Origin of the sequence: uncultured Parabacteroides sp., assembly GCF_905196875.1 — a bacterium.
Lineage (GTDB): Bacteria > Bacteroidota > Bacteroidia > Bacteroidales > Tannerellaceae > Parabacteroides.
This window is the reverse complement of the sequence record NZ_CAJJWO010000036.1, coordinates 25,186-48,730: the sequence shown is the minus strand read 5'-3', so window position 1 is coordinate 48,730 and position 23,545 is coordinate 25,186. Positions and strand designations below refer to the sequence as shown.

General features: G+C 43.8%; 22 protein-coding genes and 1 pseudogene. 8 read left to right on the top strand and 15 right to left on the bottom strand.

Going from position 1 to position 23,545, the window contains the following annotated elements:
• The 4 genes and pseudogenes from QZ076_RS13070 to QZ076_RS13055 form a co-directional block, all read right to left on the bottom strand.
• Nucleotides 1-207 (bottom strand): annotated as a pseudogene (locus QZ076_RS13070) (hypothetical protein); the annotation flags it as partial.
• A gap of 25 nt (nucleotides 208-232) precedes the next feature.
• A complete protein-coding gene (locus tag QZ076_RS13065; protein ID WP_293713749.1) occupies nucleotides 233-1,057 on the bottom strand; it encodes a hypothetical protein in 825 nt (274 codons plus the stop codon).
• Nucleotides 1,058-1,063: 6 nt separating this feature from the next.
• Entirely contained in the window at nucleotides 1,064-1,918 is an 855-nt protein-coding gene (locus tag QZ076_RS13060; protein WP_293713748.1) for a hypothetical protein, read from the bottom strand.
• A gap of 147 nt (nucleotides 1,919-2,065) precedes the next feature.
• Nucleotides 2,066-2,848: a DUF4469 domain-containing protein gene (locus tag QZ076_RS13055; protein ID WP_293713747.1), complete on the bottom strand. Its 783-nt coding sequence runs from the start codon at nucleotides 2,846-2,848 to the stop codon at nucleotides 2,066-2,068.
• A 376-nt stretch (nucleotides 2,849-3,224) separates the two neighbouring features.
• On the opposite strand from QZ076_RS13055, the gene metA reads away from it, so the two are divergent.
• The 5 genes from metA to QZ076_RS13030 all read left to right on the top strand — a co-directional run bounded on the left by metA (nucleotide 3,225) and on the right by QZ076_RS13030 (nucleotide 8,312).
• Nucleotides 3,225-4,157: a homoserine O-succinyltransferase gene (gene metA, locus QZ076_RS13050; protein WP_293713746.1), complete on the top strand. Its 933-nt coding sequence runs from the start codon at nucleotides 3,225-3,227 to the stop codon at nucleotides 4,155-4,157.
• 14 nt (nucleotides 4,158-4,171) lie between these two features.
• Nucleotides 4,172-6,007, top strand: a complete 1,836-nt coding sequence (locus tag QZ076_RS13045; RefSeq protein ID WP_293713745.1) for a U32 family peptidase — start codon at nucleotides 4,172-4,174, stop codon at nucleotides 6,005-6,007.
• Nucleotides 6,008-6,043: 36 nt separating this feature from the next.
• Complete coding sequence (locus QZ076_RS13040) at nucleotides 6,044-6,862, top strand: peptidylprolyl isomerase (protein ID WP_293713744.1); 819 nt, start codon at nucleotides 6,044-6,046, stop codon at nucleotides 6,860-6,862.
• A 78-nt stretch (nucleotides 6,863-6,940) separates the two neighbouring features.
• On the top strand, nucleotides 6,941-7,591 hold the full coding sequence (locus tag QZ076_RS13035) for an NAD(P)-dependent oxidoreductase (RefSeq protein ID WP_293713743.1): 651 nt from the start codon (nucleotides 6,941-6,943) through the stop codon (nucleotides 7,589-7,591).
• Between the two features lie 94 nt (nucleotides 7,592-7,685).
• Nucleotides 7,686-8,312, top strand: a complete 627-nt coding sequence (locus tag QZ076_RS13030; RefSeq protein WP_293713742.1) for an HAD family phosphatase — start codon at nucleotides 7,686-7,688, stop codon at nucleotides 8,310-8,312.
• A gap of 15 nt (nucleotides 8,313-8,327) precedes the next feature.
• On the opposite strand, the gene QZ076_RS13025 is transcribed toward QZ076_RS13030, so the two are convergent.
• From QZ076_RS13025 to QZ076_RS12975, 11 genes are all read right to left on the bottom strand, one after another.
• The gene (locus QZ076_RS13025; RefSeq protein ID WP_293713741.1) at nucleotides 8,328-10,685 is read right to left on the bottom strand and encodes a response regulator; all 2,358 of its coding nucleotides are present in this window, start codon (nucleotides 10,683-10,685) and stop codon (nucleotides 8,328-8,330) included.
• A 16-nt stretch (nucleotides 10,686-10,701) separates the two neighbouring features.
• Nucleotides 10,702-11,061, bottom strand: a complete 360-nt coding sequence (locus QZ076_RS13020) for an Hpt domain-containing protein (protein ID WP_293713740.1) — start codon at nucleotides 11,059-11,061, stop codon at nucleotides 10,702-10,704.
• Between the two features lie 270 nt (nucleotides 11,062-11,331).
• On the bottom strand, nucleotides 11,332-12,372 hold the full coding sequence (gene galE, locus QZ076_RS13015; protein WP_075558431.1) for a UDP-glucose 4-epimerase GalE: 1,041 nt from the start codon (nucleotides 12,370-12,372) through the stop codon (nucleotides 11,332-11,334).
• A gap of 22 nt (nucleotides 12,373-12,394) precedes the next feature.
• Nucleotides 12,395-12,967 (bottom strand): electron transport complex subunit RsxA, encoded by a 573-nt coding sequence (gene rsxA / locus QZ076_RS13010; RefSeq protein WP_007657600.1) that lies wholly within the window; start codon nucleotides 12,965-12,967, stop codon nucleotides 12,395-12,397.
• 18 nt (nucleotides 12,968-12,985) lie between these two features.
• Complete coding sequence (locus QZ076_RS13005) at nucleotides 12,986-13,570, bottom strand: electron transport complex subunit E (RefSeq protein ID WP_293713739.1); 585 nt, start codon at nucleotides 13,568-13,570, stop codon at nucleotides 12,986-12,988.
• Complete coding sequence (locus QZ076_RS13000; RefSeq protein WP_293713738.1) at nucleotides 13,563-14,195, bottom strand: RnfABCDGE type electron transport complex subunit G; 633 nt, start codon at nucleotides 14,193-14,195, stop codon at nucleotides 13,563-13,565. Before QZ076_RS13000 ends, QZ076_RS13005 begins: the two co-directional genes overlap by 8 nt.
• Before the next feature lie 2 nt (nucleotides 14,196-14,197).
• A complete protein-coding gene (locus QZ076_RS12995) occupies nucleotides 14,198-15,157 on the bottom strand; it encodes an RnfABCDGE type electron transport complex subunit D (RefSeq protein ID WP_075558427.1) in 960 nt (319 codons plus the stop codon).
• A gap of 11 nt (nucleotides 15,158-15,168) precedes the next feature.
• Nucleotides 15,169-16,500 carry an electron transport complex subunit RsxC gene (rsxC, locus tag QZ076_RS12990; RefSeq protein WP_293713737.1) on the bottom strand — a complete coding sequence of 444 codons (1,332 nt, stop codon included), beginning with the start codon at nucleotides 16,498-16,500 and terminating at the stop codon, nucleotides 15,169-15,171.
• Nucleotides 16,501-16,512: 12 nt separating this feature from the next.
• Nucleotides 16,513-17,460, bottom strand: coding sequence for a Fe-S cluster domain-containing protein (locus tag QZ076_RS12985; protein ID WP_293713736.1), 948 nt, complete (start codon nucleotides 17,458-17,460; stop codon nucleotides 16,513-16,515).
• A gap of 9 nt (nucleotides 17,461-17,469) precedes the next feature.
• The gene (locus QZ076_RS12980) at nucleotides 17,470-17,889 is read right to left on the bottom strand and encodes a SoxR reducing system RseC family protein (RefSeq protein WP_365325632.1); all 420 of its coding nucleotides are present in this window, start codon (nucleotides 17,887-17,889) and stop codon (nucleotides 17,470-17,472) included.
• A gap of 100 nt (nucleotides 17,890-17,989) precedes the next feature.
• On the bottom strand, nucleotides 17,990-19,531 hold the full coding sequence (locus tag QZ076_RS12975; RefSeq protein ID WP_293713734.1) for a DUF3078 domain-containing protein: 1,542 nt from the start codon (nucleotides 19,529-19,531) through the stop codon (nucleotides 17,990-17,992).
• Between the two features lie 183 nt (nucleotides 19,532-19,714).
• On the opposite strand from QZ076_RS12975, the gene QZ076_RS12970 reads away from it, so the two are divergent.
• The 3 genes from QZ076_RS12970 (at nucleotide 19,715) to QZ076_RS12960 (ending at nucleotide 23,545) form a co-directional block, all read left to right on the top strand.
• Entirely contained in the window at nucleotides 19,715-20,674 is a 960-nt protein-coding gene (locus QZ076_RS12970; RefSeq protein WP_293713733.1) for a site-specific integrase, read from the top strand.
• Between the two features lie 630 nt (nucleotides 20,675-21,304).
• On the top strand, nucleotides 21,305-22,477 hold the full coding sequence (locus QZ076_RS12965; protein WP_293713732.1) for an MraY family glycosyltransferase: 1,173 nt from the start codon (nucleotides 21,305-21,307) through the stop codon (nucleotides 22,475-22,477).
• 27 nt (nucleotides 22,478-22,504) lie between these two features.
• Nucleotides 22,505-23,545, top strand: a complete 1,041-nt coding sequence (locus QZ076_RS12960) for a glycosyltransferase family 4 protein (protein ID WP_293713731.1) — start codon at nucleotides 22,505-22,507, stop codon at nucleotides 23,543-23,545.

Below are 23,545 nucleotides of genomic sequence, written 5' to 3'. Positions count from 1 at the left end.
CCCACCCGCCGTAGCGTTCAGAGCTATTTTTACTTCCGTAGTTGTGGCGCGGGTAGCAACGTTTCCCTCAAAAGCCGGACAGGTTGCCGAGATAGTGAGAGGCACTGTTTGCGAAGCTTCGTAATCTTCCTCCGCGCAGCCACACAGGATGCCGGCCAATGTCAGCATACCGGTGATGCCTTTGTTGAATAAACGATTTATTTTCATTTGAGATATATTTATTGACTGGTGATTATGGTTTGAGTTCGCCGGGGACGTCTACACCGTTAAAGTCACTGACTGTTATACTGGTTATCGTAAGATTAAACGATGCATCCAGTTTAACGGTGAGCGTAAATCGCTTACCGGATGCCTCATCATAATTTTTACTATTGGTGTAGGTTATGGTAGCAGTCTTCCCTCTTAGTGATTGTGGAGTGCCGTTGCCACTTCCTAATGTCAGGGTTCCCAGAGTGATGTTCGTGCCTGTTGGTACGGAGTTCGACGGGATGATTGTCCGGAAGGTGCTTCCCTGATGGTATGCCTTGAGTCTATATTTTCCACCTGCATAGACTATAGGGATGCTCAATCCGGCAGCATCGGCCATTGCGCTTGCAAACTGTCCGTTCCATCCGCTACCCTCTGTAATATTGATTACCATATCGGCATGCTTATGGGCAAGGCTGCCACTGATCGTGACAACGTTGAGCGATCCGGTGCCGCTCATATAGTCTGCAAGGCGGTAGGCACTTTCCGTCGTTTGATCTATAACGTATTCAAACTTGCCAAAAGTTAACAAGACACGATCCGTCGCCACCACGCCTATTGCTTCTTTGGTAAAAGAAGTATTCCCGCAACTCCATTTCCCATCGGCAGTACGTGTATAAACGGCGGTCTTACTGTTTGCCGTTACGGTCAGTTCATCCCCCGTTTTCCATTCCCACTCGCTTGTTTCGCCGGAGCGCGTGTCGATCTCCCCGATACGGAGAATGTTTTCTCCCCTATCGGTATTCTCTGCTATTTCGTTCGAGCAACTTACTGCTAGCAAAATAATGGCTGGTAAATAGAATCGTTTCATGAATTATCAATTGTTAGGGATTTCCCATACGGGATATGGGTATTTCAGGAGTACGTTTGTAATATGGCCGGGGGTTACAGTGAAACTATAGCTGTCATTTTCGGAGTCGAATCGTTCGAGACGTACTTCTCCTTGACGGTGTGAACGCTCCAATACTACACCACGTACTATAAAACCGCGATCCCCCCTATAAAAAGTTTCGAGACAGTTGTTGATTATGGGAAATGGATCAGGATCTCTAGCCCAATCTGTAATAAGCGTTGCATTTGTAAAGGTTACATATACATGTCCATTGGCATCCTCCTCTATCGGATCACCGGGATCCATTATATCAAATTCTATCTTTAGGCAAGAATAGAGCTCAGGACGCGTGAAGTTGAAACTGCAAGTATATGTTTTGGTTGATTCGTCATAGACAGGAGTAGCATCTTCTGACTGCAAGCAGTCGGTAGTGCCGAAACTCTCGTATCCCAATTCGGTTCCATATTCCGCAAAAATGGTATAATTGGTGTTGGGGCGGAGCATTAATGATGTGCCGTCTAGCTTTTTCCAAGTGCCGTCAGACTGCAGAAAAACATAGGTAGAGCCCTCACCGGAAATGTATAGTACTAATGCATCCCCCTCTCTGAATTCCATTCTGACGATATCCGGAAGTTCTGTCGTTCCGGCTTTACTCATCGGGCTTACTTCCATCTTTTCGATGCTGGCAATGTTGATTTCTAAGGGTACCCATTCCTCGTCTATGACTTCCGGCTCCGGCTCGCTGCTGCATGCCGTTAGTGCCGACAGGAATAACAGGCAGGCAGCGATGCAAATGCAAGCTGCCTGATTGTATGTATGATGATTCTTTTTCTTCAACATGTGAATTGATTTTACCTCTTTTGCTTTTTTTGTTTGGAAACTTTTTTTGACGACGATCGTCAACGCTAATTGACGGACATCGTCACCTCTCGTTGACGGTCGTCGTCAATGGGCATTGACGGTGACCGTCAAAGTGAGCGGGGGAAATTATTCGATTACCGGACGGTCGTCGTCGTCATCACCCGAACCTACGGTAAGGATATAGGGAAAACGGTTGCGTCGAACTTCTTTTACCAGTGTCTTGCTGTTTGTTCCTGCCTGGGTAGCTACTTCCAGATAATAAGTGCCGTCGGGCAGTTGCGGGATGATAAAGGAGAAATAAGAAGGATCGTTGCGCGAAAGGGCGGTCATGGGGACGGCTGTTTCGGTATCGTCGGCTGTGTTGATAAAGAAATAGCCGACTTTCTTGCCTTCTTCGCCAATGATGCGTACCCGTTTGCCTTCGCCGTTAAGGCTGCCGCCCGGGGTGATCGTAGCGTTTACCTGTCCTGTAACAACGTCGGTTACTTTGGTAATGGTTGGCAAACCTTCGGATACCTGGCCTACAATTACGTCTATCTCGGAGAGTTCCTTTTTAAAGATTGTGCGGGGCGTACAACGCATGACAACGTTGTTGACAGCAGGGTCGAACTTCGCCCCCGGCCCGATGAAAGGCCCGTCTACGCCCAATGAGTTGTTGGAGAAGCCGAATTCGACTGTGGCGGCGGAAAAGAGTTCGGTTTTCGCCACCTCTTCCAGGTCGTTGTAGGCACTTTCGAGTTCGGATGCGGTGAATTTACTTTTACCTTTTGCGGCTAACTGGCAGAGATCCTTGATACTACGGTTAGCGGTGTAGGTAACATTGAAGGTGTAATCATCTTCGCGTTCTGTTAGCATATTGGCTACTAAATTGCCGGTAATGCTGTGTTTTTTGGGTTCGTTGTTTGCCATATTGAGTTGTATTATACCATAGTTCTTAATGGACTATGGTGTTTTATTATTCCATATGAATCTATATATCAATATATTAAGTGTGTAATAAATTAAAAAAAATGACTATCGCCGGGTTTGCCTGAAATAAAAAACATTATATAAAGCTTTGTATATCAATATTTCTTTCTACATTTGCAACTGTTAACAAAATCATAGTCCATTAAGGACTATTATGTTAAAACCGGATGTCTTTTAATTTTTGGGATTCTAAATTGCTTCTTGCTCATTTACCAGATTCTGCGTAATAATCTAAAATTCTTGTATAGGATACGTTTCAAAATCGTATATTTTGCTTAAGTTTGTACTTCTTAAAAATAAATAGACAGGAATCGCGATGCCATTAAATTTACAAAAGAATTTACCCGCTATTGAGCTTCTTAAGAAGGAACACATCTTCGTGATGGATTCCTTACGGGCTTCGGAACAGGATATCCGCCCGCTGCGTGTGGTTGTATTAAACCTTATGCCGCTGAAGATCACGACAGAGACAGACCTGATCCGTCTGCTGAGTAATACCCCTTTGCAGGTTGAGCTTGACTTTATGAAGATAAAGGGTCATACCCCGAAGAATACCCCGATCGAACATATGCAGGAGTTTTATAAGGACTTCGATGATATAGAAAAGGATTATTATGACGGTATGATCATTACCGGTGCACCGGTGGAGCAGATGCCTTTTGAGGAGGTCAGCTACTGGGATGAAGTGACGACAATCTTTAACTGGGCCCGTACGCATGTGACTTCTACATTATATATATGTTGGGCGGCACAGGCCGGTCTGTATCATTTCTATGGTGTGCCTAAATATGATTTGCCTGCGAAGATGTTCGGCGTGTTCCGTCATACGTTGCGCGAGCCTTCTTTGCAGATATTCCGCGGGTTCGATGATGAATTTTATGTGCCGCACAGCCGTCATACGGAAATCCGCCGCGAAGATATCCGCAAGGTGCCCGAACTGACCTTGCTTTCAGAAAGTGAGGAGTCGGGTGTTTATATGGCGATGTCGCGTGGTGGTCGTGAATTCTATATTACCGGACATTCGGAATATTCGCCTTATACATTGAGCGATGAATATATCCGCGACTTGAATAAAGGACTTCCTATTTCGGTTCCTCACAACTATTATCGTAATAATGATCCGGCCCAGGGCCCGGTTGTCCGTTGGCGTGGTCACGCCAACCTGCTCTTTACGAACTGGCTGAACTATTACGTTTACCAGGAAACACCGTTCAATATCGAGGATATAAAGAACCTGGGAAGTCTGTAATAAGAAACAACAATATGCCAATAAAACCCCGCCGCATAGAATTACTATCGCCGGCTAAAGATCTGAACTGCGGTATCGAAGCCATTAATCATGGAGCCGATGCCGTGTATATTGGCGCCCCGAAGTTCGGCGCCCGTGCCGCAGCCGGTAATTCATTGGATGATATCCGTGCCCTTTGCGAGCATGCTCATTTATATAATGCCCGTATTTATGTCGCTCTGAATACGATCCTTCGCGAAGAGGAATTGCCGGAAGCGGAAAAACTGATATGGGATCTTTATCAGGCCGGTGCCGATGCCCTGATCGTACAGGATATGGGGATCACTCGTCTGAACCTGCCGCCGATCCCTTTGCATGCCAGTACCCAGACAGATAATCGTACACCGGCAAAGGTGAAATTCCTGGAATCAGCCGGTTTTACCCAGGTCGTCCTGGCACGCGAATTGTCATTGAACGAGATCAGGCAGATATCGGAACAGACGACTGTGCCACTTGAAGTCTTTGTGCATGGGGCGTTGTGTGTGAGTTATAGCGGACAGTGTTATTTGAGTGCCGCCCTTAGCGGACGTAGTGCCAACCGGGGGGAGTGTGCGCAGTATTGCCGCCTGCCTTATTCGATGGTCGATGCGAACGGAACCGAGATCGTGCATGATAAACATCTGTTGTCTCTTAAGGATATGAACCGTTCCGACCAACTGGAAGCTCTGTTGGATGCGGGGGCTTCCTCTTTTAAAATAGAAGGGCGCCTGAAAGATGTCACTTATGTAAAGAATATAACGGCTTATTACCGGAAGAAGCTCGACGCCATTTTGTCGCGCCGACCCGAGTATATCCGTGCTTCGGCGGGCAAAAGCACATACGACTTTGAGCCGGTAGCCGAAAAGAGCTTTAACCGCGGATTTACTCCCTTCTTTTTGCATGAACGAACAAACGATATAACAGCCTTCAATACGCCGAAGTCATTGGGTGAACCCGTCGGAACTGTCAAGGAACTGAAAGGTAACTCGTTTACCGTTGCCGGTGTGAAGCAATTGAATAATGGCGACGGTCTGGTGTTTTTCAATAGCCGTGGCGAGTTGGAAGGTTTCCGCGTCAACAGGGTAGAGGAGAACCGTGTATTTCCGTTGGATATGCCGGACATAAAGCCCAAGACACCTTTGTATCGTAACTTCGACCAGGTTTTTGAAAAGCAGTTGGCTAAACCTTCTGCCGAACGTAAGCTGGCTGTAAAGATGGAATTTCTTGACAATCCTTTCGGCTTTACGTTGGTTATGGAGGATGAAACCGGCGCACGTGTCATGCTGACCGAGCCTTTCAATAAAGAGCTTGCCCGCCGTGACCAGCAGGATAATATCCGTACACAGCTTGGCAAGCTGGGGAATACACCTTTCGAGGCGTCGGAAATACACATAGAGATGGGTGAGAATTGGTTTGTTCCGTCGTCTCTCCTGGCTGATATGCGTCGCAAGGCTGTCGAGAAGTTGCAGGCAGATCGTATGATCCGTTATCAGCGTGAGCTGTCGCGTAAGGTCGAACCTGTTCAAGAGGTTCCTTTCCCTGAACGCCAGTTGACTTATCTGGGGAATGTTTCGAACAGCCGGGCGGAGGCTTTCTATAAAGCACACGGGGTAGAGTCGGTTGCCACTGCTTTCGAGTTAAAACCGGAGAAAGATGTCCCGTTGATGTTTACGAAGCATTGCCTGCGATATAGCATGGGTTGGTGTCCGACATATCAGAAACAAAAGTCTCCGTATAAAGAACCGTATTATCTTTTATATAAAGACACCCGGCTCCGCCTGCAGTTCGATTGCAAGCGGTGCCAGATGTTGTTGTTTGCTGAAAACCTTTAATTGTAGCTGATTAATTATATGATAAAATAACTCATTATGAAACAACAACTGTTTACCCTTTTACTCGTATTGTTTACCCTGGCCTCCTGTGCCGATAAACCGCTCGATCCCTCTAAACCCGTTTATGTGACGGTAAAAACAACGATGGGGGATGTCACTGTCATGTTGTATGACGATACCCCGCTGCATCGTGATAACTTTATTAAACTGTGTCAGTCCGGTGAGTATGAAGGAATGCTTTTCCACCGTATCATCGAAGACTTTGTCGTGCAGGGCGGAGATCCGACAAGCAAAGCGCATGAACCAGGTGTCTTGTATGGCGATGGTGACGGAGGTTATACCGTTCCGGCCGAAATACTTCCCAACCATTTCAATAAACGTGGTGCTCTGATCGATGCCAAGGAGAGCGACGATGTAAATCCCGAACGTGCATCAGCCGGTACTCAGTTTTGTTTCGTGCAGGGAAAAAAACATACCGATGCCGAACTGGACGAGAAAGAGGCGCGGATCAACCAGATTCGCCGCAACTGGTTATATTATAAATTCATGGATCGACTGAAGAAGGAAGATCCTTCTCTGGCTGTCGATTCGATGGAAACGGAACTGACCAACCGTGCGCTGATCATGGTAGAAGATACATTGGCTGAACTCGGCCCGTACGAGATTCCGGCTGAATACCGTGAAGTGTATAAAACAGTGGGAGGAGTACCCCATCTGGATAGCTCCGTGACCATCTTCGGAGAGGTGGTAGACGGCTTCGACATTGTAGAAAAGATGTCGCTGGTAAAGACCGATAAGAACGACCGGCCCATCCGCGATGTTATGATTAAATCGACAAAAGTATTTCAGAAATGATTTCTCCCCGTGTCAGGCACGGGAACAGTTGGCTACTGTATGTTGTTCTATATAAAGTAATCAAACATACATATAGTCATGAAGAAAATAGTTATCATAGGCGCAACCGGTTATGTCGGTTCAGCTATTCTGAAAGAAGCGTTAGGAAGAGGACATCAGGTAAAAGCAATTGTACGGAATCCTTCGAAACTAACGATTGTAAACCCGAAATTGACAGTTGTAGGAGGCGATGTTACCGACACCGATTTCTTATCCCGCGAACTGGCAAAGGCGGATGCCGTGATCAGTGCTTTCAACCCCGGCTGGTCGAATCCTAATATTTATGATGAAACGATAGAAGGGTACGGCTCTATTCTTTGTGCTGTAAGAAATTCAGGCGTGCACCGTTTCCTGATGGTTGGCGGTGCCGGAAGCCTGTTTGTCGCTCCGGGGCGTTTACTGATGGATGAGCCGGATGTTCCGAAGAAACTTTTACCTGGCATACGCAGCCTGGCAAAAGTATATACCGACCTGTTACTTCCGGAAAAGTCGGTCGATTGGGTCTTCCTGAGTCCGGCGGCTAATATGGCGCCCGGGGAGCGTACCGGTAAATTCCGTCTGGGTAAGGACGAACTGATTGTCGACGAGAGTGGCGACAGTAATATCTCTGTTGAAGATTTTGCCGTGGCTATGATCGATGAGCTGGAACAGGAAAAACATCATAAAGAACGGTTTACGCTGGGGTATTGACTTAGAGTAGTACATGGGCTGTTTTTACACTTATTCTTCTTATCTTTGTTCTGCATTACGATAATAACAAGATAGACGTAAAAGAGTTATAGTTATGGCAAAGATTAAAAACATTGTATTTGATTTGGGAGGAGTCCTTATCGATCTGGATCATGGTCAGGCAGTCCGTCGTTTTAAAGAGATTGGCGTGACAGATGCTGAACAGCTGCTGGATCCTTATGAGCAAAAAGGTATCTTTCTGGAAGTGGAAAACGGGACGATCACTGCCGAAGAGTATTGTGAAAAGCTTCGTAAACATACGGGAAAAGATATTCCTTATGAGGACATAAAACATGCCTGGCTCGGATTTATCACCGATACGCCCCAGTATAAGCTTGACTACCTGTTGAAGCTCCGCGAACATTACAATGTTTATCTGTTGAGTAACACCAATCCCATCATTCAGGAAGGTTGGGCGAGGACGGATCAATTCACTCCGGCGGGTCGTCCGATCGGTGCTTATTTTGACAAAATGTACACCTCGTATGAAGTCGGTGTAACAAAACCTGACCGCCGTATCTTTGACTATATGATCAAAGACAGTGGCCTGATCCCTTCGGAAACACTCTTTGTGGATGATGGTGGCAGTAATATAGAAGTAGGGCAGGCGCTTGGCTTCGTTACTTACCAACCCAAAAACGGGGAAGATTGGCGTGAAGCCGTCGATGCCCTTCTGAAATAAGCTATTCCTGTTTATTTAATGAAACCATTTCCCCATGATACTGTAGAGTTTTTCAACCTCTATAGGCTTGGGGATATGTTCGTTCATACCCGCTTCCAGGCTTAACTGCACATCTTCGGCGAAAGCATTGGCAGACATAGCGACGATCGGCATGTCTTTTATATCCTTCCGGTCGAGCAGGCGGATGGCCTTTGTTGCTTCCAGACCATTCATCACGGGCATTTGAATATCCATGATTATCAAATCGTAATATCTTTCCGGAGAGGCGGATACCTTGTCTACTGCATCTTGCCCGTCAACGGCTGTTTCAATTTCTGCTTTGGTTTCCTTTAGCAGCTCGTAGGCTATCTCACGATTCAGGTCGTTGTCTTCCACCACCAGTATTCGTTTGCCGGGAAAAGAGGTGATGCTGGCAGGAACAATGGTCAGTAGTTCTTCCTCTTTCTTGTCCGTAACGAACCTTTTCATCAAGTGGAATAACTTTGATTTCATGATGGGTTTACTGATAAAGCCGTTGACTCCGGCTCTCAGGGCTTCGTTTTCGTAACCCGAATAGTCGTAAGCCGATATGATGATGATAGGGACATCTGGTCCTACATATTCCCGTATTTTCATGGTGGTTTCGATGCCGTTCATTCCGGGCATCATCAAGTCTACGATAATGGCAAAATAGCTGTTACCGTCGGTTACTTTCTGTACGGCCTCCTTGCCGGAAAGAACCGCTTCCGGTTTCATGCCCAGTTCCTGTAAGTTCTCGCAGGCTATTTCACAGGAGATATCATCGTCATCCACAACCAGTACCGGCAGGTCGACCAATATATTTTTATCATACTCGTCCATACCTCCCAGCTTAACATGGAATGTCATGGTGAATTTGGAACCTTTTCCGTATTCGCTTTCCACTACGATATCACCGTTCATCATCTGGGCGATATGCCGGCTGATAGACATACCGAGACCTGTTCCCTGAATATTGCGGATAGATATATCTTCCGAACGTTCGAAGGGATCGAACACTTTGTGCAAAAATTCCGGTTTCATGCCTATACCGTTGTCTTCGACTGATATCTCGAACCGTCCATAACCATTATATACCGAAGGTTTCTCTTCCACTACTATTTGTATCTTTCCTTTTTCCGGGGTATATTTGATGGCATTTGTCAGCATGTTCATCAATGCCTGCTGTATGCGTTGTACATCACCGATCAGGCATTCGTGTTTTACCTTGGTGTGTATAAGAAGTCTTTGCTTCTTCGTTTCGAAAGAGGATTGTACCATTATAAACAAACTCTCCAGCAGTTCGTCGAGTCTGAAAGTTTCTTCCGATAACATGATATGTCCGCTTTCCAGTTTCGACATATCCAATACTTCGTTAATCAGGTTGAGCAGAAGTTTGGAGGATATGGTTATTTTCTTCAAACAGTCGGCTATACGTTTCTGGTCATCCATGTGCAGGCTCGCTATTGCCGTCATACCTACGATGGCATTGATAGGAGTACGTACGTCATGACTCATACGGGATAGAAAGTCGGATTTGGCGCGGTTGGCGGCTGTAGCACTCTCCAGGGCTTCCTGCAACAGTAGCTTTTGTCGTCTTTCTTCCTTGATTTCCGTTATGTCGGTTCTTGTCATCAACCAGATATTTTTCTCTTTGTTGAAGTAACTGTACCGCATTTTTTTCTCCCGGTTTTCACCTTTCTCTATCATGGTTCCGTATAAGATATATTCTCCATATTTCCGCAGTATCGGATCGACATGGGCTATGTTCATTTTTTCAGTCATAGCATCGCAAAGTTCCGGGGCCATATATTGTCGGTTATATTCAGCAACGACAGCGTTGTAATTGCTGCTGGCGACAGGGGGAGGTGTTTCACTTGCTGAACCGGCTGTGTACATAACATAGCTGTTCTTCGAAGCTTCAATATAAACTACATAGTCGTATTCTGACTTTACGGCAGTTTCTATGATTTGTGATTTTCTGAAATCATTGACATTTCGGCTGGATAGAAGTACCCTGTCCGGCTTTCCTTCTTCATCGACAAGGATGTCGATAAAGGATTCGTGCCATTCAAAACCGAAAATATCATTGCTGAAGCGCATATCGAATGTTTTATGGAAACATCCTTCGGCAATCATTTTCTGAAAAGCTTCAAGTGAAACGGTTTCATCCCATACGCTATAATCAGAAGGATAGACATCCTTTTTTATGAAGCTATTGAGACTGATATAATCATGTTTTGTGTTCACTAGTTCCGGGTACATGGAATCTTTTTGTATTTCAATACATCCATCTTTCAGGTAGATAGTCCAGATGGTGTCCATGAGGTACCAGTAGTTTGCCAACGATCTGTTTGGCTTAAGTGTATTTTCCATGTTATTCGTTTTTATATCAGGCGTTATATTCAGAAATTAGTTCGCAGATTCGCTTATACTCTATTTTTAATTCATCGAATAAATCTTGTATACCTTCTGTTTCACCGGTTCTGAGTTGTTCAGTTATCGGAGTCAATATTGTTAATAGATTTGTCAGATCAAGTGTTGCCGCCAGTCCTTTCAAGGTATGGGCATGTCTGAATGCCAAGGGAATGTTATTCTCGTTGAGACTTTTTTCCATTAGGGTGAAGTTTTCATCCTTTGGAAATTTGGAAAGTATCCTTTCATAGAACTGTTCATTTTCCATGAATCGGTTTAATGCGCTGTCAAGGTCAACTCCATACGCTTGTAGCTTCTCTTTATATTCGCTTGTCATATTTCTTTAATACAATTTGTGTAACGAACATTTACCTGTGTCCGAAGGAATTGTACAAATGTAGATAAAAAATGAATATGGAAACAGAAAAGGCATTATAATTCAATAGGAATAGACGCTTTTCCCATCGTTTTGCTATTTATATCCCTTAAAGTGGCTCTTTTCTTCGTTGATATTGGTTATTAAGCTCTGTCGGGAAAAAAAACAAAGACATGAAGTATATAAACTCCATGCCTTTGTATATTTTGTAAATATGTCTGATCTGATACTTTATTGGATACCGCGTTCGCGCAGTCTTTCCTGCCATTTCCAGGCAGAAGCCAATGTATCAGCCAAGGTTTCTTTTGCAGTCCAACCCAATACTTTGTTAGCACGTTCCGGATTAGCCCAAACCTTTTCGATATCACCTTCGCGACGGCCTACAATTTTGTGAGGAACTTTTACGCCGGTAGCTTTTTCGAATGTATTGATCAGTTCCAGTACGGTTACACCGTTTCCGGTTCCCAGGTTGAAATATTCGACATTAGCATCTGTCTTACCGCCCAACATACGATCCATAGCGATCACGTGTGCTTTGGCCAGGTCGACAACATTGATATAATCACGGATACAAGAACCGTCGGGAGTATCGTAATCGTCACCGAATACACTTAGTTCCTTACGGATCCCCATAGCTGTCTGAGTCAGATACGGGATCAGGTTCTGAGGAACACCGTTAGGTAATTCGCCGATTTCTGCACTCGGGTGAGCACCGATCGGGTTGAAGTAACGCAGGATAATGCTCTTGAACGGAGCGTTTGCGTGAATAGTATCGCGGATGATTTCTTCGTTGATCTGTTTGGTATTACCGTAAGGAGAAGTAGCCGGTTTGATCGGTGCATCTTCTGTTACAGGCAGGTTTTCAGGATCAGGCTGTCCGTAAACGGTACAGGAAGAAGAGAACACGATACCTTCGATATTGAATTCAGGCATCAGTTCCAACAGGTTGACCAGCGTAACGACATTGTTGCGGTAGTACTTTAACGGTTGTTGAACAGATTCGCCGACTGCTTTGCTGGCAGCGAACAAGATGATACCGTTGATACCCGGGTGAGCCTTCAATGCTTCGCGGGTTCCTTCTTTATCTTTTAAATCCAGCTTGATGAATTCAGGGCGGATACCGGTGATCTTTTCGATGCCATCCAATACCTCGATATTGGAGTTTGACAGGTCGTCGATGATTACCACATCATAACCTGCATTCTGCAACTCAACTGTAGTGTGAGAGCCAATGTATCCGGTTCCACCTGCTACTAAGATTTTCTTTTTCATGCTAGTCTCTATTTAGATTAAATTATACGATTCCAGAGAATCCCATAAACGCCATAGCCAGTAAACCGGCTGTAATGAGCGCAATAGGGGTACCTTTCATACCTTCGGGAACGCGGGTCAAAGCCAACTGTTCTCTAATCCCTGCAAAGATAACTAAAGCTAGCGCAAATCCAATAGCTGTTGATATTGCATATACAACAGATTCCAATAAATTATACTCTTTTTGTATTACGAGGATGGCGACACCCAGGATACAACAGTTGGTGGTAATCAACGGAAGAAACACGCCGAGTGCTTGGTAGAGGGCCGGTGAAACTTTTTTGAGAATAATTTCCACCATCTGAACCAAAGCTGCGATGATCAGGATAAAGCTGATCGTCTGCATAAAGCCTAATCCGAACTTATCCAGGATATATTTCTGGACAAGGAAGGTAACAATAGTTGCGATAGTAAGCACGAATGTTACTGCTGCACCCATACCTGCTGCTGTTTCTACCTTTTTGGAAACGCCCAGGAAAGGACAGATTCCGAGGAACTGCGCTAATACAACGTTATTAACGAATACAGCTGCAATAAATATTAGTATATATTCCATATCTTTCGTTTTTTAATATCAGGCTTTACGCAATTTGTTTACAATAGCAATCAGGTAACCTAATGCGATGAAGGCACCTGGAGCCAGAACGAAGATCAGCGAACCATACTGTTCCGGCATCAATGTTATACTGAATAGTTTACCGGTTCCCAACAGTTCACGAACGGCTCCCAGCAAAGTAAGTGCAAGGGTGAAACCTAATCCCATTCCTAATCCGTCGAAAGCAGAAGATATTACACCGTTTTTAGCAGCGAAAGCTTCTGCACGTCCCAGTACGATACAGTTTACAACGATCAATGGAATGAACAAGCCGAGGCTGGCATACAAGGCTGGAACGAAAGCTTCCATACACATTTGTACCACCGTTACGAATGTTGCGATCACAACGATGAAAGCCGGGATACGTACCATATCGGGGATCAGGTTCTTTAAGGCTGAAATAACCATGTTTGAACAGATCAGAACGAACATGGTAGCAAGCCCCATACTCATACCGTTCAGTGCTGAAGAGGTTGTACCCAAAGTAGGACACATACCCAGCAACAATACAAATGTCGGATTTTCTTTGATGATACCGTTCATCAATACTTTCATATTACTCATTGTCGTTTCCTCCCTCTTTAGTGTTAGCGGTTGCACCTGTTACTCCATCAGTACCGGCAAATGCACTGTAAGCGCGGTTCACTGCGTCCAGGAATGCACGGCTTGTGATGGTTGCTGCTGTGATAGCATCTACGTCGCCACCGTCCTTGGTTACTTTTAAGCCTCCGTCTGCCAGATTGCGTCCCAGCACACTTTGTTTGTTCTTATCCGTACTGAACCATTCCTGCATCTTGGCTCCGAGACCCGGGGTTTCCGCATGCTGCAATACTGAATAGTTTAACAGTTTTCCTGTTTTATCGAATCCGACGATTACTTTGATCTCACCGCTAAATCCTTTCTTGGTGTTACTTTCAACGGCAGCACCTACGAATTCACCGCCTTTGGTGGCCGGGTAGATCTTCAGTGAGTCGCCTTCAGCTGTAACGGCCATATAGGCATCTTCCGACGGTTTGTTGTCGAACTCAGGGGTAACAGCTTTGATCGCTGCTTCCAGCGCAGCCGCTTTGGAGGCGGCAATCGGACCAGTGGTGTACATGTTCACTCCGGCTAATATAGCTCCGGCCGCCACACAAATGATGGTAAGCGACAAAAGCATATTGGGTAATGTTGATTTTAGTTTTGCCATGCTTATTTCCCTCCAAAATGTTTAGGTTTGATATAACTGTTGATCAGCGGGGTAAATGCATTCATAATAAGAATAGCAAACGACATACCTTCCGGATAAGAGCCGAACAAGCGGATCACTGTGGTCAGGATACCGATACCGACACCGTACACCAGCATTCCGTTCTTGCTCATCGGGGAAGTTACATAGTCAGTCGCCATAAAGATAGCTCCCAACATCAAACCTCCTGACAGCAGGTGAACGAACGGGCTTGCGTATTGTACCGGATTGACCAGATGCATAATACCTGTAAATACAAATACCGTAACCAGGATGGAAACAGGAATCTGCCAGGTAATGATCTTTTTCCATAACATATAGCATAGTCCCAGAAGCAATGCCAACGCACTTACTTCACCGAGGCTACCACCCATTTTTCCTAGCAGCATATCAACGAGTGTCGGTAACTTGTCTAAAGCACCTTCGTTCATTAATGACAAGACGGTTGCACCCGTTGTAGCATCTGTATAAGCAGTCAACTGACCAACTTCCGGCCAGGTTGTCATCTGTGCCGGGAAAGAGATCAACAGGAATACACGACCGACCAATGCCGGGTTGAAGATGTTGTTTCCTAATCCGCCGAACGACATCTTACCGATACCGATCGCAGCCAGCGCACCGATCAGGATGATCCATACAGGCAGGTTGGAGGGTAAGTTGAATGCGAGCAAGACACCGGTCAGGATGGCTGAACCGTCGCATACGGTCGGTTCCTTTTTCATCAGGAACTTCTGGATCAGATATTCAAAAAGGACACAGGCTATAACTGATGTTGCAGTAACGATCAATGCACCCAGTCCGAAATAGTAGAGGGATACCAGGAAAGCCGGAACAAGGGCAATCAGTACACCATACATATTTTTGCTTATGCTATCGCCACCGTGGATATGGGGCGAAGGAGATACTATTAAATTATTTTCCATATTGCTCTTTATTATGACTTTCGTGCCCGTATAATACCCATTACTTTTCCTTTACCTGAACGGATATAATCCAGTAACGGACGGTTGGCCGGACAAGTATAACTACAAGAACCGCACTCGATACAGTCGGTTATATAATTCTTTTCTGCCAGATCCCATTCGGTGAATTCTGTCGCATTCATCAGCAGGGTAGGGTTGAGGCCCATCGGACAAACATTTACGCATTTGGCACAGCGGATACAATCATACACCGGTTTGCGTACGGATTCTTCCTTAGTCAACAGCAGTACGCCTGAACTACCTTTGGTAACCGGCACTTCCGGACTGATCAGCGCTTTACCCATCATCGGACCCCCACCGATCACTTTACCTGTGTTTTCAGGAATGCCGCCGGCCGCTTCGATCAGTGCACTTATCGGTGTTCCCATACGAACCAGAAAGTTGGATGGATTGGCAACGGCCTTACCAGTGACGGTTACGACGCGTTCGAACAACGGTTTGTTTTTCATTACCGCTTCATATACCGCATAAGCCGTACCGACGTTCTGCACAACTGCTCCGGCAGAGATAGGAAGTGCCCCGCTTTTTACCTGTCGGCGTATCACAGCATCGATCAGCTGCTTTTCACCTCCTTGCGGATATTGTACTTTCAGCGGCATGATCTCGATACCTTTATAGGCGGTAGCGAGTTTTCCCAAATGAGCGATGGCATCGGGTTTGTTATTTTCGATACCGATCACGGCCTTTGTTACGTTTACGGCTTTCATCAGCAGTGTAACACCAACCAGGATCTGCTCTGCTTTTTCCATCATCAATGAATGGTCGGAAGTCAGATAAGGCTCGCATTCGACGGCATTGATGATAATGATTTCTGCTTTGCTTCCGGGAGGAGGCATCAGTTTTACCTGTGTCGGGAAAGTTGCACCTCCCAGACCAACGATACCGGCGGCAGCAATTTTGTCAACAATCTCTTTGGATGGTAGCGGGCATTCTTTTACGAGTGTCTCGCTGCGATCGATGGATTCTTCCCATTCGTCACCTTCCACATCAATATAGATAGCGGGACGTTTGTATCCGCTAGCGTCGAGAGCATTGTCTATTTTGTTTACTTTACCGGATACCGGCGAGTGGATATTTGCCGATACAAAACCTCCGGCTTTCGCCAGGAGCGTACCTACCTTGACCTGATCACCTTTCTTTACCACAGCCTGGGCTGGAGCTCCGATATGCTGGCTCAATGGTATAATGACCTGCTTGGGTATAGCCAGTCCGGTGATTTTCTTTCCGGCAGACAATTTATTTTCGGGTGGATGTATACCGCCGATTCGAAATGTCCTTAGCATACTATTAGATTTTTATTTTTGAGTTGTTTCTTCTGTTGTTTTTGTTTCGGGCGCTGTTGCTGGCGTAGCTTCGGCTTTCGGTGCCGGTGCTGCTTTAGGCATTACAGGCTTGACTTTGTCGGCGTCCACAGCCGGGGTAGCTTCTTTACGGGGCGGGAAGTTCAGTTCATGAATGGCTCCGGTAGGACATACGGCTACACATTTGCGGCACAGGCGGCATTTGCGGTAGTCGATGTAAGCTACATTGTTTTCAAGTGTGATTGCCTCGAACGGACATTCTTTCACACATTTACCACAACCGATACATGCATTGGCACAAGCTTTCTTGGCAACGCCTCCCTTGTCTTTATTCACACAGCTTACGAAAATACGGCGTGATTTCGGACCTTTCTTGCGCAGCTCGATGATATTTTTCGGACAAGCCTTGACACAGGCACCGCAGGAAGTACATTTGTCCTCTACCACTTCCGGTAGTCCGGTAGTCGGATCGATGTGGATCGCATCGAAAGCACAAACTGTCACACAATCACCGAAGCCCAGGCAACCAAACGTACAGTTTGTTTCGCCACCATACAGGGAAGATGCAATGGTACAACTTTGTACGCCATCATAACGGTTGGTACGCGGACGGGCTTCACAGGTTCCGTTGCAACGGACAACAGCTACCATCGGTTCGGCTGCTGTAGCTTCCATTCCAAGGATGGAGGCAACTTTTCCCATTGTTTCGGCTCCACCGACCGGACACAAAAGTCCTTCCAGCGAATCGGCTTTTACGCAGGCAGTAGCAAAGCCACCGCAACCGGGATATCCGCAACCTCCGCAGTTGGCTCCGGGAAGTGCTTCCTGAACTTGTGCGATACGAGGATCTTCGTATACTTCGAACTTCTTGGAGGCGGCGTAGAGAAATACTGCACCGATGGCTCCAATGGCTCCTAATGAAATAACGGCAATTAAAATCATGATATTTGATCAATTAAGTTTTTTCAAGGTAAATATGAATTTTCTTTTTAGTTTTTCGCGTAAAAAGTATAATATGCAGTAGTAGGGAACTAATAGTAATAGACCGGTTAACCCGCTGGTTGTTTCGTCCCATTGCAAATAATTTCCTGCTACAATGGCCGCGACTACAATGATCAACGGAAGAATAAAGGCCAGTAATACCGCTTGTAGTCCGAGCGAACTCTGACCGCATAGCGTAACTTCTTCGTTTATGTGGAATCTGCCGGAGTTGGGATCGTTCACTTCAATAATCTTTTCTTTCTGATCGGATGCACTGCACATACCCTTTGCGTGGCAACCGGAACAAGCCGATTGTTGAATGATCCTGACAAAGATCGTATCGCCTTCGATCTTTTCGATTCTACCGTTGTGATTGATACTTCCGCTCATGTTTGTAATCTCGACATTGCAAAACCAGGGCAAAAGTAAGGATTATTTAGATAATATGTCACGATTAACAAAGTTTATTACAGAAATAATTGAGCTTTGCTTACCATTTGTAATTAAAACCAAAGCTCAAGAGTTCGTTGATCTGTAAATAGCTGTCGAAGTCTTCGTTTTTCGCGATTCCGTCGTCATAACGTAAATTGAGTGAAATGATGGTTGAGAAGAATCGGCTGATCGCCATATTCAGTCGATTTTCAAATTCACCCTGGATACGTTGATAGTTGGTTGTATAGTTCAGACGCGAATACCAGCTAATATTACGGCTGAATTGGAATGTCATTGTTGCATTCACAGTGGAACCGAACAAGCTTTGTTTGTACGGATAATTTTCTTCGTTATCTTTCTTCTGGAAGTGGCGTCCTAAATCAATGTCTTTATCAATGGTACGTATGTACGTATAAGATATAGGGGCAATGTTAGCTGAAAGGGCAACTTTTTTATGCTTTGACGACGCGAACGTTTTATTCAGGTCGTACTGCATACCGAGACCGATATTGATACTAAACGGAGAAAGTAATCCAGCCAGTTTAACATCTTGATTCTCTGCATAACTACTGAATAACTGGGTTTTGAAGTCGACCTCCAATGTATAATACCATTTATTGAAAGCCTTGTAACCTAAGTTGCTGTAGATACGGAATACATCATCTCCGACCTTATAGTCACGTAAAGTATCTTTAGGCGCTGTATATAAATTATTCTTTATTTCGAGCGAGTTCGTAAACTTTACTTTATTCTTATTATAATTAAATGTAAACAATTCACGGTTTGTCAGGTTCAGCGTGCTTACACCTCCCTTATGCCAGTTAGGGGAGATATAGTTTTGTGCAAACTGAATAGCACTTTCAAAATGGGAAGTCCAGTAACGTATTTCCGGAATGAATTTCACCGGAGCATCCACATCGCTGAAATCGGCTTCGCTTTCTATTTTGATTAGTTCCGGTTCGTAATGGGTTTTCTTGATAACTTTGGCTACAACCTTATCTTGAGGCAGGTCTCTCATCGAATAACGGAAGTAATCCGGATAGTTCGATTGTACATATTTATATGCTTTGTCTTCTATCTCTTTTTTCAACTCTTCCTGCTTGAATAAAGTGTCGGGAGTGAACGGCAAAGGTAGCTGTTCATTCTTTATCCAGAAGTTCTCTTTATAAAATGTAAGATCCTTCGGTAATAGTTCGCCTTTAAACACTATCGGCAAAAACAATGGGTTGACGATCACTGTATCGCGAAAGGTCATATTATTATCGAATATGGTAGAGGCGTCACGTACCAGGCGGGCCCAGTACATTGCTTCATCGGATATTTCCACTTCGTCCTTTTTAAGGAAACGAAGTAGATTCTCATTGGGTACGACCGGAGCGGAATATGACCGGTTCTGTTTTTCGAACTGTCCTCGCAGACTTATGATGTTGTCCAGGTCCGGATCTTCTATTTCAATCATGGGGATAGTATCTGGTACATCACGTTGTGTTGTATTATTATTGACATTAGTTCCGGTAATAATAACTTTTTCCTGCGCTTCTGCCAGGCTTGCCAGTGATGTAAATATAGAAAACAGAATGAAGTACCTCTTGATAACCATAATACCTTATATTTTACACTCTTTAAGTATCTAGAGTGCGAAATTAGATAAAAAGTATGAGATGTGCTAATCTTTTACATGATATAACAATCTTAACAGGTCGTGTCGGTGTCGGGTGTGATTTTTTTACGAACAACATTTCAATTATTTTTGTTTCATGTAATCTAATTAAAAGCAATGAAAATGAGAACACAACAAGAAAATGAAAGTAAGAGGTCTATGTATCGCTGCGTACTGACCTATATGGATTATTTGGAAAAAGACAGGTTTGAATCCGGTAAAAAAGGAACAGCCGGTTTGTACAGGGCGACCCGAAACCAGTTGGCTTCTTTTTGTGATGAACGAAAGCTGAATCTGAAAAAAGTGAATACTTTATTGGTTCACGATTTTATCGCTTATCTGCAATCGCAGTCATTAAGTCATAATTCGGTGAGCAATTATGCCAGTATTTTCCGTGCGACATATAATAGTGCAATATCTGAGAAACTGGTTTCACCTAAAGAAAATCCTTTTTTCAAACTTCATTTGTCTCCTGTAAAGACTTACAAACGTTCAGTGAGCATCGATGTGATAAAGGAAATAACACGTCTTGATCTGCAAGAGAAGAAGCGATTGGATTTTGCCCGCGATCTTTTTTTGTTCAGCTTTATGGCTTGCGGAATGGCTTTTGTAGACCTGGCGCATCTTACCTATAAAAATATTCACGGGAATGTACTCGTTTATCACCGGGTAAAAACCAAGGCTGAAATTCGTGTTACCATTACTCCCGGTATGCGTCGTTTACTGGAAAAGTATGCGGATGAAAATTCGAATATGCTATTTCCTGTTCTGAGTGCAGAAGATGTTTCTTATGAGAAATATAAAGTTGCTTTGCGCACATACAATCGTCGTTTGGCTAAAATAGGGGATATGTTATCGGTAAGGGTAAAACTAACCTCTTATGTGGCCCGTCATTCCTGGGCAATGTGTGCAAAGAATAAATCGGCATCGGCTGCTGTTATCGGGCAGGCTTTAGGGCATACATCCGAAAAAACGACTAATTATTATCTGAGTGAACTCGATCAGTCGACGATCGATCGGATTAATTTGAAAATCATAAACTTTGCGGAAAAATGGATATTAAATCATCAGTACCGTGATTGACGCTTATTTATGGAATAAGGGTCATTGCCAAAAAAGTAGTAATGAAAAATTATAAATTGTAATACCCTATACTACCAAATGGCTTGAAATTCTATGTGAAAACAAAAGTAGGGAAAATTAACTGATAAAACTTCCTCTAGAAAGAGTTTTTGTGTCTTAAAAAAATATAAATTTAAATGAAGACCATTGATTTTAAATAAACATAAGGGGAAATGTGTTAATAGTCAATATATTATGAAAATAAAGATCTGTCACTAAAATTGCTTTAACTGAATTTAGCGAAAAGGAACCAACCACAGAAAAATACCTATTGACATTTATTTGAATAAATCTGGCAGAAATAATACTATTTCACTAAATAAACACTTAAACAATCTTCCTTTCATTCATCTCACTTTTTCATAGATCAAAAATCAATAATTCAGGAATAGAAAAGAATTCATAAACGTTTAAAAGTAATATTTTTTACCTCATTCTTATCTGGTGGTTGGTTTATTGTATTGGTAATTAATAGTTTAACTCTATTGACCCTTATTCCATAAATAAGGGTCAACAAAAAGTACACTAGTATGTCGCCCGAAGGAATGGGACTGACCACCTTTGTTATATCAATCCTCAAATATAAAGTAGATGTTAACAGGTTTATTATTAGCTGTTTTGGATATTATTTACGGAGAAACTTTGAAAAGTAAAATGTCTGTATTTCTTTGTTTGGCTTTATCTTTTTTCTTTTCATTGATCTTTCTTCCACAGATAATAAATATTTCGAAACGCAAGCAGTTGTATGATATTCCTAACAGCCGGAAAACTCATTCTGATAAAATACCTCGTTTGGGGGGGCTGGCTTTTTTTCCTTCTATTGTATTATCAATGTCTTTGGTAGTTGCTTATCGCTATCTGATTGCGTTTCCTTTAAATCAGGAATTGGTCGGATCGATTTTATTAGAATTCTTATTTTTAGCGGCAGGCTGTCTGATTCTATTTATGGTGGGAGTAGAAGACGATCTGATTGGTGTTCGCTATCGTAAAAAGTTTATTACCCAGTTTCTGGTAGCCTCCCTGCTTCCGCTTTCCGGCTTTTATCTGAATAATTTGTATGGATTGTTCGGTTTGTATATTCTTCCCGATTATGTGGCAATACCGTTCACTATTTTACTTATCGTCTTTATTACGAATGCTGTAAATCTAATCGATGGTATAGATGGTTTGGCGGCAGGAGGGAGTACTTTCTCTTTGGGGGTAGTAGGTTTGATGTTTTACAATAAAGGATTATGGTTATACTCGATGCTTGCATTTTCTGCAGTTGGTTGTCTGATCCCGTTCCTTTATTTTAATATATGGGCGCGTAAGACCCGTAAAATATTTATGGGGGATGCAGGTTCGTTATCGTTAGGCTATCTGCTATCTTTTCTAATAATCAAGTATCCCTTGTATTTCTCAGAAACGGAACCTCACGAAAGGAATTTGGTTATCCCCTTTACCTTATTATTCATCCCGCTGTTCGATGCTGTCCGTGTGTTGATAGTCCGTGCAATCCACCACCAACCCTTATTTATTGCCGATCGTAGCCATCTGCATCATAAATGCTTGGCAACAGGAATGACTCATCTACAATCGACAGAGCTTGTTCTGGCTTTTTCGGTTGCTTTGTTGATACTAAATAATTGGTTGGTAGATATTTGTAATATTAATATCCTGCTGGTGATAGATTTGCTATTGGGAATCGGATTTAGTCAATCTTTGAATATTTGGATAATGTATCGTCAGGGACAAAAAGCTAAGATAGAAAAGAATATAGACTAATTCAGCGGATTTATATTCCGATAAGATATGGTAACAATATTGATTTTATATACGGAGCTGATGCCTTATAACGTAGTTGTTATAAGGGAGTTAGTAAAGAAAAAATGTCGTGTGCATGTGGTATTGCAGGACACGGATAAGAAAACCCCTTATCTTCCACCTTTATTGGAAGGAGTTACTTATTATAATCGTTCGACATTCTGGTCGCCGGATCATTTATTTCGTTTGGTAAAAAAAGTGGAACCAGATTTGGTTTGGACAGCCGGTTGGATCGATCCTTTGTATAATGAGGTTGCCAGTATGATTCGCGAAAAACTGCATCTTCCGGTGGTTGCAAGTAGCGATACGCAATGGCGCGGAGGCAAACAATGGTTGAATGTGCTTACTTCCCGTTTTCGTCAGCGTAGGTGGTTCAGTCATATTTTTGTTGCCGGCGAATGGCAGGTGAAGTATGCCCGTAAGTTAGGTTTCCGTCCGGATCGGATACTGATGCATAATCTCTCTGCTGATGTCGGTTTATTCAGTCAGATAGATATAAATAGCCGGGAGAAGAAATATCCCAAAAGATTAGTATATGTCGGGCGCTTTTCACCGGAGAAAGGCTTAGTCCCTTTATTACGAGCCTGGCAGTCTATCCCGGATCGTAAAGGCTGGCAATTAACTCTGGTGGGAAATGGCCCGGAGAGAGAGATGCTAACCGGCTATCCGGATGTAGAGATATTGGATTTTATGAATCAGCAGGAACTACAAAAAGTAATAGAAAGTTCTGGTGCGTTTATTCTGCCTTCTCTGTTTGAACCCTGGGCATTAGTTCTTCACGAAGCAGCCTGTGCAGGTCTACCTGTTTTGGCTTCCGGTTGCTGTGGAGCAATTGCTTCGTTTGTTAGAGATGGAGAGAACGGCTATCTGTTTATTCCCGGAAATATACGTTCAATCCGTAGTTCGATTGAAAAGCTGATAATCCAACCGGATGCAGATTTATTACAGATGGGAAGGAATAGCCGGAAGTTGGGAATGAAAATCACTCCGGAAAGAGTAGCGGATACATTATTAACAGTACTGAAATAA